Origin of the sequence: Kitasatospora sp. NBC_01287 (assembly GCF_026340565.1) — a bacterium.
GTDB lineage: Bacteria > Actinomycetota > Actinomycetes > Streptomycetales > Streptomycetaceae > Kitasatospora.
Window position 1 is genome coordinate 4,740,976 of the sequence record NZ_JAPEPB010000001.1, and the last position, 14,267, is coordinate 4,755,242.

A 14,267-nucleotide genomic window follows, 5' to 3' on the forward strand; every position below is an offset into this window, starting at 1 on the left:
CGGCTACCTGACAGGAGGTGTCAGGTATGCCGCCCAGGCTGGGAGGACACCGAACCGAGACGGATGAGGACAAGCGCATGGACACCAACACCACTACCACCACCACCGCGACCACCGCCACCGCCGTGACCGCGACCACCGCCGTGACCACCATCGGCACCTTCACCTTCGCCGGCTGGGAGGAACTCCCGCTCGCCCCCACCGACCCGCTCACCGCGCCGCGGCTGGCCCGCGCCGCCGTCACCAACGACTTCACCGGCGGCCTCACCGCGACCGGCACCACCTGCCAGTACACGATGGTGTACGCGACCGAGAAGACCGGTCTCTTCAACGGGTTCGAACTGATCACCGGCACACTCGACGGTCGCGCGGGCGCCTTCGTGGTCGAGCAGCGCGGCAGCTTCCACGAGGACGGCGGCGTGCGGTGCGTCTTCGAGGTGGTGCCCGGCTCGGGCACCGGCGCGCTCGCGGGCCTGCGCGGCAGCGGCGACTTCACCTCGCGCCACGGGGAGTCGTCCGTCGACTACACCTTCACCTACGAGGGCCTGGACCGCCCCTGATCGAGGCACCCGGCGCCCCGCCCCTCGTGCCGCCCCCCGTCCCGCCCCCCGTCCCGCCCCCGCCCCCGTAGCTGTCCGCGGACAACTCAGCTCGCCTGGCTGGCAAGCCAGTTGTGGATTTAGTTGAACGTTAACGGGAGAGAACTTCCCGGCCAATAGAACGCCCGATCGGTGATCGCCCCTATCTGTGTCCAGCTCTGCACACATACGGTTGGGCCGGTTGGGTGCCGAGCACGGGATCTCTACGCGACGCCCACGTGTCCCCGGCTTCCCTCGGGGCCGCGCGGCGCCGGGGACAGGGGCGGGTGGGCCTGGTGGGCCAAGGTGGCGGTGACCGGTCCGGCACGGAGTCGGTCAGGGGCGGGTTTCAGATCGAGCGTGCGGCGAACGGACGTTACCAGTGGCAGTTGAAGGCGCCGAACGGGCGGATCGTCGCCGTCTCGTCGCCGGTGTACGACTCCCCCCAGGAGGCGGACCGCTCGTTCGCGGCACTGCGGGTGGACGCGGCCGGGTTAACGGCCCGTATCACGCACGTGAGAGACGGGATCGGCTGGATCTGGGTGGTGCCGGGCTCTCGGGGGGTCCCCGAGGCGCGCTCCAACCGGGCGTACGAGCGGTACGCCACCTGTCAGAACGCGTTCCGGCGCTTCGTGGCGCTGCTCGAACGGCAGGCGGGCGAGCCGCCGGGCCCGGCGCGGGAGCGCTCCCCCGGACCCGAACCACGGCCAGTGCCGCGGGCTGAGGCCGGGCCCGTGCACGAACCCGTGCACGATCCCGCGCACCGGCCCGAGCCCCTCGCGCGCATGAGACCCGGCGGCGATGCCTGAACGCCCCGCCGCACGCGGCCCGCGCCTCCTCGCGGTCCAGGGCTCGGGCCGCCTGGTCGGCTGGTCGCTCGCCGCCGGCAACGGACGCCAACTCGCCGTCTCCGCAAGGCTCTACCGCTCCGAGCCCGAACTCGTCGCCGCACTGCGCGAGTTGCTCATCGAGCGGGCCTCGCTGCGGTACACCTTCGTCCAGGACCAGGCCCGCGCCTGGTGCTGGTCGGCCTACCTCCCCCCGCGCACCACCCGCCCGGACCCGGCCGCCGGGGAGCCGGTGGCCCGCAGCGCGCGCGGCTACCTTCGGCGTGACCAGTGCCGCCAGGGCGTGGCCGGCTTCCGCGGCGGACTCAACGTGCTGGAGCGGGAGTTGCGCACCGCCGGGAGTGAAGGCCGCTGGCCGTGGTGAGCCGGCGGATGACCTGGAGGTGGCCGGTTGCGACCCCAGTCGCCACCGCGAGAAGAACGTCAGGCAGCGCGTGCCCGCCCCGGGGCGGTGCGAGGGCTCACGAACCAGCTGGCCGGGCCTGCGGTTAAACGTCCTTGTCGACAAAACCCAGAAGTTCACCGGTACTCGACCAGGTGCCGAGGGAGCTTCCAGCGCCGCCGCCGACTGGACAGGATCGGTCCCGCCGGACGGGCCGAAGGAACTGCGGTCCCTGGCACCCGGGTTCGACCCCGGACCCGGACACGTCATGCCTGCCTCTCCCACCGGAGGAAAGCACCATGCGTCACACTGCTGCCAAGCTGTTCGCGTCCCTCGCGATCGCCACCTCGCTGGCCACCGTCGCGGCCGGCCAGGCCTCGGCCGACCCGTCCGTCACCCCGGCCGCCCAGGACATCGTGGGCGTCGGTTCGGACACCACGCAGGCTGTGTCGAACCAGTTCTCGACCGACTACAACGCCTACCTGACCGGCAAGGGCGACACCACCTCGCCGCGCCTGTACAGCTGGGACGCCACCCCGGCCGGCAGCATCACCACCAAGACCGGGGCCACCTCGATCACCCGCCCGAACGGCTCCGGCGCCGGCATCACCGCGCTGAACGCCAACACCAGCACCACGGTGAACTTCGCCCGCTCCTCGCGCGGCCCGCAGACCGGCGACCTGACCACGGACGACTTCGTGGCCTTCGCCAAGGACGGCGTCTCCTGGGCGGCCCTCTCCACCGGCAACGCCCCGGCCAACCTGACCACGGCCGACCTGGCGGGCATCTACACCTGCAGCATCACCAACTGGAACCAGATCACCGACATCCCCGGCTACACCGGCGCCAACGCCACCATCGACGCCTACCTGCCGCAGGTCAGCTCCGGCACCCGCTCCTTCTTCCTGAAGGCGGTCGGCGGCGGCACCACCTCGATCACCCCCGGCGCCTGCGTGGAGAGCTACACCCCGGAGGAGAACGAGGGCACCGACGCGGTGTTCGCCACCGACGCCAACGCGCTGGTCCCCTACTCCGCCGCGCACTACATCGGCCAGGTCTACGGCGGTCACACCACCACGACCGACGCGCCCGGCAACCTGACCATCCGCAGCACCGACGGCCTCTTCCCGGTCACCTCGGCCCACGTGCTGGACCCGACCTACACCGCCACCAACTACGGCCGCGTGGTCTACAACGTGTTCCGTGACGCCGAGTGGACCGGCACCGGCGCCAACCCGGCGCTGAAGGCGATCTTCGGCACCGCCGGCTGGGTCTGCACCAACACCACCGCCAAGAACGACATCGCCAGCTACGGCTTCCAGGCCCTGAAGGTCGGCCAGTGCGGCGGCGTGACCCACATCTGATCCACCAGCAGCACCCGCACCACCCGCACCACCCGCACCACTCGTAGCACCCGCACCACCCGAACGACCAGCGCCACCCGCAGCACCCGTACGACCGCAGCACCCGCACGACCCGCGCAACCCGACGGCCAGGGGTCCTCACCCCTGGCCGTCGGCCGGTTCCGAGCCCAATGCCGTGCACGAAGGAGATCATCATGTCCCGCATCAGCGCCCGCCTCGCCGTCACCGCCGTCGCCGCCGCCGCGGCCCTGGCCGTCACCGGCCTGAGTGACACCGCCCTCGCCGCGACCGCCACCACCGCGCCCACCGGCAGCCTGGTGGTCCAGGAGGACAGCACCTTCCTGAAGGACGCGGCGGCCAGCGGCATCATCGCGATCGCGCTGCCGAACGCCACCCCGGGCTTCACCAGCGGCACGGGCTTCTCCGCGACGTTCCCGGTGACCGGCGGCACGGTGAACCTCCCCGGCTTCTACGGCAACGTCTCGCTGGGTGGCGGGCTGCTGCTGGTCAACATCAAGACCGGCAAGGTCGCGGTCTTCAACAAGCTCGCCTTCAGCGCCGACAACTGGGCCGTCACCGGCGTTCCGCTGGGCCAGAGCGCGCCGGTGCTGCTGCTCGACCCGGTCGGCAACACCTCGGTGACCACCTCCGCCGGCACCCAGACCCTGACCTCCGACGACCTGGAGATCGACCCGGCCGGCGCGCAGTACGCGGACACCCAGCTCGGCACCACCTTCTTCACGGCCGGCCAGCACGCGGGCACCGCCAACCTGACCTTCACGCCCGGCAGCTGACGAATCCGCCGAACCCCGGCAATCGGGGCCCGGTTGGGGCCTCGTACATCTGAGTCGTCATCACGTGTCACTCGTGCATGGACGAATGGGCTCACGGGAAACCGTGGGTCCATTCGCATGCCTGTAGCCCGCACATCCGCACCGCGCCCCGCCGGAGGTATCCCTGATGAGAGTCCGAGACCGAGCTCCGAGAGGGCTGAGGTGGTGGGGCCGCGCATGGCTGGCCGCCACCGCGGCCTGGGCGATATCGGCCGTCTTCGTGGTGCTGCCGCTCGGCGCCGGCGGGCTGCCGCAGGCGCAGGCGGACAGCAGCTCGCGCACGGTGCAGGGGCCGCAGGTCTGGGAGCCGGCCAGCAACAAGCTCGGGCCCAACGGCAGCGTCACGGTCTCCCCGGCCTACGACCTGACCGACCAGGTGGTGCACGTCTCCTGGTCGGGCTTCACACCCACCGTCGACGGAACGAAAGCGCCGGTCACCGCGGTCGGCCTCAACAACGGCAACGCCTTCTACGCGGTGCGGGTCTACGAGTGCCGGGGCACCGACCCCGGGCCGACCGACTGCTACGGCGACACCGTCTACGGCGACCCGGCCGCGGCCGGATTCCAGCAGGGCTCGCCCGCGCCCGGCCTGAACACCCCGGAGTTCCCCTCCAACATGGCCCTGGCGGTCACCGGGCAGGACGGCACGGGTTCGGCCGACATCGAGGTCTGGACCTCGGCGCAGAGCCAGACGCTCAACTGCGACGCCACCCACCCCTGTTCGATCGTGGTGGAGCCGAACTACGGCGGTGACACGGTCGGTCTCGACGCCCTGCTCAACGGCGACTCCAGCGGCGCGCTCAACTGCGACGACCACACCAACGACGCGGACGGCAGCTACAACTTCGCGACCGACTCGATCATGAACACCGGCAACTACGGCAACGGCAACGCCACCGGCGAGGCCTGCTCCTGGACGCACCGCGCGGTGATCCCGCTGAGCTTCGCGCCGACCGCGGACAGCTGCTCCGGCGCGAACGCCGACTTCTCCACCGCCGGACTGCCGATGGGCGAGCGGGCGATCCAGCAGTGGCGGGCCGGGGCGTGCCTGGCCCAGTCCCCGGTGTACGCGAGCTACACCTCGCTCGGTGAGCCGCAGGCCCGGCAGACCTTCCTCCAGGGCGGCGGAGCCGACGTCGCGCTGACCGTGCGGGCGGACCCCGGACCGGCACCGCGCCCCTACGTCTACGCGCCGCTGGCCAACTCGGCGATCTCGGTGGTGTTCGCGGTCGACGACCCGAAGACCGGCCGGCCGATCACCCAGATGCGCCTGAACCCCCGGTTGCTGGCCAAGGAGCTCACCCAGTCCTACGCGCAGACCTCCCCCGGCTTCCAGGCGGCCGGCATCGCGGGCAATCCGCGGTGCATCTTCGAGGACCCCGAGTTCCTGCAGCTCAACCCGGCGAGCGCGATCGCCCCGGCCGTCTGGCCCAGTTGCGACAGGAGCAACCCGAGCAGCCTGCCGATCGTGGTCGGCAGCTCCACCGACCTGGTGCACCAGCTCACCGCCTGGATCGCGGGCGATCCCGACGCCACCGCCTTCCTGCAGGGCCAGCCCGACGGCTGGGGCATGCACGTCGACCCGGCCTACCAGCGCCCGGCGTTCTCCGGCTACCCGGTCGACCTGCTGATCCCGCAGGACAGTTCGGGCTACCTGCGCGCCGACGGCACCGGCCTCTCGGAGAAGCGCTACGAGTGGAACCCGGTGCTCAGCGGCCAGGACGACACCGCGCGCAAGTTCCTCTCCAACACCCCGACCTGCCTGAGCCCGATCCTGGACAGCTCCGGCTCGCACCCGCACTGCGCGGCCGCCCCCGTCGGCAGCCGGCAGCTGATCGCGGTGCTGGACAGCGCCGACGCGCAGTCCTACAGCCTGCCCGAGGCGCAGCTGCTCAACCCGGCCGGCGCGTACGTCGCCCCGACGACCAGCTCCCTGCAGGCCGCGGTGAACGACATGCCGGTGGACCCCGCCACCGCCACCCAGACGCTGCCCTACGGCGTCCAGGACACCGCCTACACCCGGGACGCGGCGGCCTACCCGCTGACCGTGGTCCAGTACGCGATGCTCCCCACCACCGGTCTGGGTGACGCCAAGGCGGGTGCGGTCTCCAGCTTCTTCCAGCAGGTCACCAGCCAGGGTGGCGGCCAGCTCTACGGCCGCAATCCTGGCGAACTCGGCCCGGGTTACGCGGATCTGACCAACAGTCAGCTGAGCCAGGCGCAGAGCGCGCTGCAGCACGTGGCGGACCAGGACAGCGCGCTGCCGGGCAACCAGACGGTGCCGACGCCCACCCCGACGCCCACCCCGACCCCGACGCCCACCGCCACGACGGGAGCCGGCACCACCACGACCACGGCGCCGGTGACAGCCACCACGGCACCGGCCGCCCAGGTGCCGGACACCGACAGCGCGACCCAGCCGGCCGCGACCACCGATGACACGGGCAGCACCGGCACCAGCGGCGGCACCGGCACCAGTACCGACACGAGCGGCGGGACGAGCGGGACGAGCGGGACGAGCGGCGCCGGCGGCTCCGTGAGCGGTGGCACGCTCACCGGGACCGGCGCGGGCAGCGGCACCGGCCTGGCCCAGATCGGTGCCGGGCCGCTGCCGCCGGCCGCCTCGGCCAAGCCCAGCGGCTCCGCCGCCCCATCGGCCGCACCCTCCGGCTCCTCGTCCGCGCCCTCGTCCGCCCCGGTCGCCTTCGTCGGCAGCCCGGCACCGGACCGGGCCGGGGTGGCCCGACTGCTGCTCCCGGTGGTGCTGATCGGCGGCGCCGTGCTGCTGATCGGCGGTCCGGCCGCGCTGCTGCTCGGCGGCACGGCGGCCGGCGCCCGGCTGCTGACCCGGCTGCGCCGCCCGGGCGGCCCCGGTCGCACGGGCTGATCCCACGCCGGCCGGCCCGGTCCCCGGCGTCCCCGTTCGGGGGCCGGGGACCGGGTCGGCCGCCCCGAGGACCCACCACCCCGACGGAGCCCAAGAGAGCTGATCCAGCCATGACTTCAGCACCGCTCGCACCACCTGGACCGACGCCCGACCACGACCGCCCGCGCACCATCACCGCGCCCGCGACCCGAGGGGACCGGATCTTCCGCGGCCTGCTCCGGGTGGCCGGCTACTCGGTCTTCGCGATCATGGGACTGATCGCCTTCTTCCTGCTGCTGCGCGGTACCGACGCGCTGCGGGCCTCCGGCTGGTCCTTCCTGACGGAGCAGAAGTGGAGCCCGTCCGCGCACGTCTTCGGCATCGCGGCGGTGCTGCCCGACGGCGTGCTGATCGCGGTGATCGCGCTGGTCTTCGCAGTGCCGGTCTCACTCACCGCGGCGCTCTTCATCGCCGAGTACGCGCCGGTGCGGCTGCGCCGCGGGCTGGTCACCATGGTCGACCTGATGGCGGCCGTGCCCAGCATCGTCTACGGCCTGTGGGGCTTCTTCTTCCTGCAGCCGCGGATCCTGGGGATGGTGCGCTGGACGGCGCTGCACCTGGGCGGGGTGCTGCCGTTCCTGAAGGTGCGCACCGGTGACATCGGCACCTCCTACACCTCCTCGACCTTCATCGCCGGGCTGGTGGTGGCGCTGATGATCACACCGATCATCACCTCGCTCAGTCGCGAGGTCTTCTCGCAGGCCCCGCAGGGCGAGCGGGAGGGCGCCTACGCGCTCGGCAGCACCCGCTGGGGCATGGTGCGCACGGTGGTGCTGCCGTTCGGCCGCGGCGGGGTGATCGGCGCGGTGATGCTGGGCTTCGGCCGGGCGATGGGGGAGACCATCGCGGTGGCGCTGATCATCTCGCCGATCTTCCGGTTCAGCGGCCACGTGCTGGAGGCGGGAGCCAATTCGATCTCCGCGCTGATCGCGCTGCGCTACAGCGAGTCCGACGGGCTCTCGCTCTCCGCGCTGATGGCGGCCGGCCTGACGCTCTTCGCGCTGACCCTGGTGGTCAACGTGCTGGCGGGCATCGTGGTCAGCCGCTCCCGCTCCGGCGCGGCGACGGCGGACTGACGTCGATGACCCAGCACCTGACGTCCAAGCACCTGACGACACAGCACCTGACGACCCACGCCGCGACGGCTGAGCACGCGACCCCCCAGGCCGCGACCCCCCAGGCCGCGACCACCCGGCAAGCGACCACCCGGCAAGCGACGACCCACCCCACCGGACCCGAAGGGGGCACCTCCGTGACCACCGTCCAGCTGACCGGGAGCTCGGTGGCGGCCCCGGCCGCGCCGCGGCCGCCGGAGGAGCGCCGCCGCCGGCTCGGCGGGGTGACCCGCGCCGAGGTCGGCACCCTGCTGGCCGCGCTGGGCGGCTCGCTCGCGCTCGACTGGCTGCTCTACGAGCGGGTGCTGCCGTTCAGCGGTGCCCAGGGCTTCCTCCTCCTGTGGTACCTGCTCTTCCTCGGCTTCAGCTACGCGCTCGGCGTGCTGCAGTGGGACCGGCTGGTGGTCCGCGAGCGGCTGGTCGCCCTGGTGGCCTGGAGCTCGGGGCTGCTGCTCACCTCCCTGATCATCGAGCAGCTCAGGTTCATCGCCGTGCGCGGCGTGCACGCGGCCCAGCACGGCAACTTCTTCACCCAGACCATGTCCCGGACCTCCGCCGTCTCCCCGATCACCTCCGGCGGGATGGTGCACGCGGCGGTCGGCTCGGTCGAACAGCTGGGCCTGGCCACGCTCTTCGCGGTGCCGCTGGGCATCGCGGCGGCGGTCTTCATGTCCGAGATCGGTGGCCGCGGCGCCCGTCCGGTGCGCACCCTGGTGGAGGCGATGACCGCGCTGCCGTCCATCGTGGCCGGCCTGTTCGTGCTCGGCGTGGTGATCCTCACCTTCGGCCTGCAGGCCTGCGGCTTCGCCGCCTCGCTGGCGCTGACGGTGATGATGATGCCGATCGTCACCCGGGCCGCCGAGGTGGTCATCCGGCTGGTGCCCGGCACCCTGCGGGAGGCCTCCTACGCGCTGGGCGGCAGCCAGTGGCGCACGGTGTGGAACGTGGTGCTGCCCACCGCGCGCCCCGGTCTGGCCACCGCGGTGATCCTCGGCATGGCGCGCGGGGTCGGCGAGACCTCGCCGGTGCTGCTGACCGCCGGCTTCACCTCGGGGTTCAACGGCAACCCGTTCGCCGGGCACCAGGTCAGCCTGCCGCTCTACATCTGGAACTACGTCCGCCAGCCCTACCCCGCCATGGTGGCCCGCGGCTTCGCCGCCGGACTGACCCTGATGGTGATGGTGCTGGTGCTCTTCGTCGCCGCCCGGTTGATCGGCGGCCGGCGGCCCGGTGACCTCAGCGGCCGCCAGCGGCGCCGGCTGGCCCGCCTGGAGGCGACCCGATGAGCCGCCGCCCCTTCAGAACCCCGCTCCGCACCGCAGACCGCCACCTCGGAGGAACCGCCATGCCGTGGGCCACCGCTCACCGCCCCGCCCGCGCGCCGGGCGCCAGTCGAGGGGCCGGGCGCGCACTGGCGCTGCTGCTCACGCTCGCCCTCACCGCGCTCACCGTGCTGCTCGGCCCGGCCGGCACCGCCTTCGCCGCCGCCTCGCTCAACGCCGACGGGTCCAGCTGGGCCGGCCCGGCGATCGAGAAGTGGCGCACCGACGTCGCCGACCGGGGCATCTCGATCAACTTCACCCCGAACGGCTCGGCGGCCGGCCGCCAGCAGTGGGAGAACGGGCAGGACGACTTCACCGCCTCCGACGTGCCCTTCCGCACCCAGGACGACAACGGCGCCAGCCAGGCGCAGCACGGCAGCGGCGTCGGCACCGCGGAGAACCCGGTCTACGGCTACTCCTACGTACCGATCACGGCCGGTGGCACCGCCTTCATGTACAACCTGTCGATCGGCGGCAAGAAGATCACCGATCTGCGGCTGTCGACGGACAACCTGGTGGACATCTTCACCGGGAAGATCACCTACTGGGACGACCCCAAGATCACCGCCTCCTACGGCAAGACCCTGCCGCACATCCCGGTCACCCCGGTGATCCGCTCCGACGGCTCCGGCGCGACCGCCCAGTTCAGCCGCTTCATGGAGCACACCCACCAGGCGCAGTGGGACCAGTACTGCAGCAGCGTCAACGGGGTGGCCTGCGGGGACTACACCGAGTTCTTCCCGCCCTCGGGCCGGATGATCGCGCAGAACGGCTCCGACCAGGTGGCCCACTACATCGAGCAGCCCTCGGGCCTGGGCGCGATCGGCTACGACGAGTACGCCTTCGCGCTGACCAGCGGCTGGCCGGTGGCCAAGGTGCTCAACCCCGCCGGCTACTACTCGCTGCCGACCGCCTCCAACGTGGCGGTCGCGCTGACGGCGGCCAAGATCCGCGGGGTCGACGACACCACCCCGCCGAGCGACCCCAACTTCCTGCAGCAGAACCTCGACGGCGTCTACGCCAACAAGGACCCGCGCTCCTACCCCGTCTCCAGCTACAGCTACGTGATCGTGCCGCGGGCGGGCGCCCCGCTGCCCGTCCCGCCGCGCTTCAGCGACCCCAAGGGCGCCGCGCTGAGCCAGTACCTCGACTACGTGCTCTGCGCGGGGCAGGCGACCGGCAACAGCGGGATCGACTCCATCGGGTACTCGCCCATCCCGCAGGGCCTGGTCCGCGGCGGGCTGCTGCAGGTCACCCACATCCCCGGTTACGCCGGGAACGTGGACCCCAACACGCTCAACAACTGCCCCAACCCGACCTTCGACGACACCACCGGCAAGCTGCTCATCCTGGAGACCGCGCCGCAGCCCAACGCCTGCGACCTCCAGGGGCAGCCACTCACCTGCAACCGGAGCAACCCCTCGGCAGGCTCCGGCAGTTCGAGTGGTAGCGGCAGCGGCGGTAGCTCCGGTGGCAGCGGCAGCGGCGGAACCGGCGCCGCGGGCACCGGCAGTGCCACCGCCGGCAATGCCGCCGCCGGCGCGGCCGGCAGCAGGGCCGCCGGCGGGAGCGCGAGCGGTGGCGGTTCGGGTGGCGGCAGCGGCGCCGCCGGCGGTACCGCCGGCGGGAGCAGCGGGGGTTCGAGCGGCTCCGGCACGAACGGTGCCGCCGGAAGCGGTGGCACGACGGGTGCGGGCGGCAGTGGCGCCGCTGCGGGCGCCGGCGGGGCCAACGGGTCCACCCCGGGCGACGGCACCGACGGCGGCTCGGGCGGCGGCACGGTCGACCCGCAGACCGGTGAGGTGGTCCAGGACGGCGGCAGCGGAGGCGGCGGCGGCACCAGCGAGGTGGCCGCGAACGTGGTCAACGTCGGTGGCCGGCCGCAGAACTGGACGCTGACCACGATCACCGCGCTGGAGCTGCTGGCCGTGGTGGCCGTCCCGCCGTTCCTCGGCGGCTGGCTGCGCCGCCGCCGCCAGGCCGGCTCCACCGGGGGCCCGCGATGAGCGCGCCGGCCCAGGAGGCGGCGCCGGTCTCGTCCACCGACGACACCGTGGTGCTGCCGGTGCCGGCCCGGCCGGCCACTGACGACACGCCAGTGCGACTGCCGCCCCGGCGGCGCCGGGTGCTGCAGGCGGCCTGGACGGCGACGCTGCTCTCGGCACTGCTGCTCGGCTTCGTGGTCTACCTGACCGCGCTCTCGCCGCTGCAGGAGATGCACTACCAGGCCGCCGCCTACCAGACCTTCCGCTACCAGCTCGCCCAGGCCACCGCGCCGGTCGGCGCGGCGGCGGACGGCACGCCGGTGGCGATCGTGGACATCCCGAGGATCGGCCTGCACCACGTGGTCGTGGTCGAGGGCACCACCGGGCGCGACCTGATGCGCGGCCCCGGCCACCGGCGGGACACCGCGCTGCCCGGACAGGCGGGCGTCGCGGTGCTCTTCGGGCGGGGTGCCTCGTTCGGCGGGCCGTTCGGGCGGCTCTCCGAACTGCGGGTCGGCGACCAGATCTTCGTCTCCACCGGACAGGGGCAGTTCACCTACACGGTCAACGCCTACGGCGACGGCGGCCACCCGGTGCGCGACGCCGCCCCGAACCGGCTGGTGCTGACCACCAGCGACTCCGGCTGGATCCCGACCAGCACCGTGCTGGTCGGGGCCCGGCTGGACGGTGACCCGCAGCCCAACCCCGGCGGGCGGCCCGCCCAGGTGCCGGCCGACCACGCGCTGGCACAGGACACCGGGGCGCTGGCCGCCGCCCAGCTCTGGGCGGCGGCGCTGCTGGCCGCCGTGGTGGCGGCCACCCTGGCGGTGCGCTACTGGCACCGGCGGGCGGCCTACCTGGCCTTCGCGCCGGTGCTGGCCGCCCTGCTCTGGGCCTGCTACGAGAACGCCGCCGCCCTGCTGCCCAACCTCTACTGACCTGATGTGCACCAGAACTGACGACTGCTCAGCCCAGCGGAGTCAGTCCGGCGAAAGGACCGTCCGATGACCACCACCGTCCCTGGGCAGCAGCCCGCCGCGGCCTGGTCGGAGCGACTCTCCGGCCTGGAGACCCGTGAGGTCTCCGCCTGGTTCGGCTCCCACAAGGTGCTGGAGCGGGTCTCGCTGAGCATGGCGGCCGGCGAGGTCACCGCGCTGATCGGGCCCTCCGGCTGCGGCAAGTCCACCTACCTGCGGACCCTCAACCGGATGCACGAGATGGTCCGCGGCGCCCAGTTGGCCGGTGAGGTGCTGCTGGACGGCGAGGACGTCTACGCGCACGGCCGGCGGCCCGCCGAGGTGCGCCGCCGGATCGGCATGGTGTTCCAGCGGCCCAACCCGTTCCCGGCGATGTCGATCGCCGACAACGTGGCCAGCGGCCTCAAGCTGGCCGGGATCAAGGTGACCAAGGAGCGCCGCGAGGAGCTCATCGAGGACAGCCTGCGCCAGGCCGGCCTGTGGAACGAGGTCAGCGGCCGGCTGGGCACCCCGGGCGGCGCTCTCTCCGGCGGCCAGCAGCAACGCCTCTGCATCGCCCGCTCGTTGGCCGTGGAGCCGGACATCCTGCTGATGGACGAGCCTTGTTCGGCGCTGGACCCCACCTCCACCCGGCGGGTCGAGGAGACCATCGCCGAGCTGCGCGGCCGGCTGACCGTCGTCATCGTGACCCACAACATGCAGCAGGCGCAGCGGGTCTCGCAGTCCTGCGCGTTCTTCCTGGCCAGCCACGACACCCCGGGACGGATCGTGGAGGCAGGACCGACCGAGCGGATCTTCGGCAACCCGGCCGACCAGCGGACCGCCGACTACGTCAACGGCCGCTTCGGCTGATCGGCCCGCCGCTGCGGGCGCCGCGGGCGCTCCGGGCGGGGAGTCAGACCGCGGCCCGGGTGATCAGCTCCTCGATCACCCGGGCCACGCCGTCGTCCTGGTTGCTCAGGGTGCGCTGGGCGACGGCCGCCAGGACCTCGGGGTGGGCGTTGGCGACGGCGTAGGAGGTGCCGGCCCAGGCCAGCATCTCCAGGTCGTTCGGCATGTCGCCGAAGGCGACCACCTCGGTGCGGTCGATGCCCAGCTCGGCGCACCAGCGCGCCAGCGTGCTGGCCTTGGTGACGCCGCGGGCGCTGATCTCCAGCAGCGCGATCGGGCTGGAGCGGGTGATCTCGGCCAGCGCGCCGACCGCGGCGCGCGCCTCGGCGAGGAAGGTGTCGGGGTCGAGCTCGGGGTGCTTGGCGAGGATCTTGTAGCTGCTCAGCGCCACGCCCCGGCCGCTGCTCGCGGTGCCGCTGGTGCTCGCGCGCCCGCTGTCGTCGCTCAGCAGCAGCTCGGCGGGGGCCACCGCGTGCGCCTCGTCGTCGCCCCACATCCGGGCCTCGAACTGCGGCTCGCGGGCGAAGCCGGCCGGGTACTCGAAGGCGAAGGCCGTGCCGGGCAGCCACTCGCGCAGCCGGGCCACCACGGCCCGGGCGTCCGGGTCGCTCAGCGGGAAGCTCTCCAGCAGCCGCTCACGGTGCACGTCGTAGACCGCGCCGCCGTTGGAGCAGATCGCCACCCCGTGGCCGCCGATGTGCTCGCCGAGCCGCTGCATCCAGCGCGGCGGCCGCCCGGTGACGAAGACCACCCGCAGGCCCGCCTCCTCGGCGGCGATCAGCGCGGCGGCGGTCCGGGTGGAGACGGTGCCGCCCTGGCAGAGCAGGGTGCCGTCGAGGTCGGTGGCGATCAGGCGGGGGCGCGGAGTCGGCTGGGTCATCCGGCCATCCTCGCAGCTGCCCGCGCGGGCGCGGCCGGCTCCGCCGGACCTTCCAAAAGATTTGACGGCGCGCGGTCAACCCCCGTGTGACCGCGCGCCGTCGGGCTGGTCCATCTATTCTGTTGGACGGCCTGCGGTCGAACATACGCCGTACCCTCCCTGGCCT

The 14,267-nt window shown here is 72.9% G+C and carries 12 protein-coding genes; 11 read left to right on the forward strand and 1 reads right to left on the reverse strand.

The window, feature by feature from the left end:
- Positions 1–77: 77 nt before the first annotated feature.
- The 11 genes from OG455_RS20320 (at position 78) to OG455_RS20370 (ending at position 13,182) form a co-directional block, all read left to right on the forward strand.
- The gene (locus tag OG455_RS20320) at positions 78–560 is read left to right on the forward strand and encodes a DUF3224 domain-containing protein (protein WP_266295737.1); all 483 of its coding nucleotides are present in this window, start codon (positions 78–80) and stop codon (positions 558–560) included.
- A gap of 314 nt (positions 561–874) precedes the next feature.
- Entirely contained in the window at positions 875–1,387 is a 513-nt protein-coding gene (locus tag OG455_RS20325; RefSeq protein WP_266300889.1) for a DUF1508 domain-containing protein, read from the forward strand.
- Entirely contained in the window at positions 1,380–1,790 is a 411-nt protein-coding gene (locus OG455_RS20330) for a hypothetical protein (protein WP_266295739.1), read from the forward strand. Before OG455_RS20325 ends, OG455_RS20330 begins: the two co-directional genes overlap by 8 nt.
- A gap of 317 nt (positions 1,791–2,107) precedes the next feature.
- Positions 2,108–3,172 carry a PstS family phosphate ABC transporter substrate-binding protein gene (locus OG455_RS20335; RefSeq protein WP_266295741.1) on the forward strand — a complete coding sequence of 355 codons (1,065 nt, stop codon included), beginning with the start codon at positions 2,108–2,110 and terminating at the stop codon, positions 3,170–3,172.
- Between the two features lie 194 nt (positions 3,173–3,366).
- Positions 3,367–3,966, forward strand: coding sequence for a hypothetical protein (locus tag OG455_RS20340; RefSeq protein ID WP_266295743.1), 600 nt, complete (start codon positions 3,367–3,369; stop codon positions 3,964–3,966).
- Positions 3,967–4,132: 166 nt separating this feature from the next.
- The gene (locus OG455_RS20345; protein WP_266295745.1) at positions 4,133–6,892 is read left to right on the forward strand and encodes a hypothetical protein; all 2,760 of its coding nucleotides are present in this window, start codon (positions 4,133–4,135) and stop codon (positions 6,890–6,892) included.
- 110 nt (positions 6,893–7,002) lie between these two features.
- Positions 7,003–8,007, forward strand: coding sequence for a phosphate ABC transporter permease subunit PstC (pstC, locus tag OG455_RS20350; RefSeq protein ID WP_266295747.1), 1,005 nt, complete (start codon positions 7,003–7,005; stop codon positions 8,005–8,007).
- A 176-nt stretch (positions 8,008–8,183) separates the two neighbouring features.
- Positions 8,184–9,332 (forward strand): phosphate ABC transporter permease PstA, encoded by a 1,149-nt coding sequence (gene pstA / locus OG455_RS20355; protein WP_266295749.1) that lies wholly within the window; start codon positions 8,184–8,186, stop codon positions 9,330–9,332.
- Positions 9,333–9,391: 59 nt separating this feature from the next.
- Complete coding sequence (locus tag OG455_RS20360; RefSeq protein WP_266295751.1) at positions 9,392–11,374, forward strand: substrate-binding domain-containing protein; 1,983 nt, start codon at positions 9,392–9,394, stop codon at positions 11,372–11,374.
- Entirely contained in the window at positions 11,371–12,291 is a 921-nt protein-coding gene (locus OG455_RS20365) for a sortase (protein ID WP_266295753.1), read from the forward strand. Before OG455_RS20360 ends, OG455_RS20365 begins: the two co-directional genes overlap by 4 nt.
- Before the next feature lie 66 nt (positions 12,292–12,357).
- Positions 12,358–13,182 (forward strand): phosphate ABC transporter ATP-binding protein, encoded by an 825-nt coding sequence (locus OG455_RS20370; RefSeq protein WP_266295755.1) that lies wholly within the window; start codon positions 12,358–12,360, stop codon positions 13,180–13,182.
- A gap of 43 nt (positions 13,183–13,225) precedes the next feature.
- On the opposite strand, the gene OG455_RS20375 is transcribed toward OG455_RS20370, so the two are convergent.
- Complete coding sequence (locus OG455_RS20375) at positions 13,226–14,101, reverse strand: HAD family hydrolase (RefSeq protein WP_266295757.1); 876 nt, start codon at positions 14,099–14,101, stop codon at positions 13,226–13,228.
- Between the last annotated feature and the right edge of the window lie 166 nt (positions 14,102–14,267).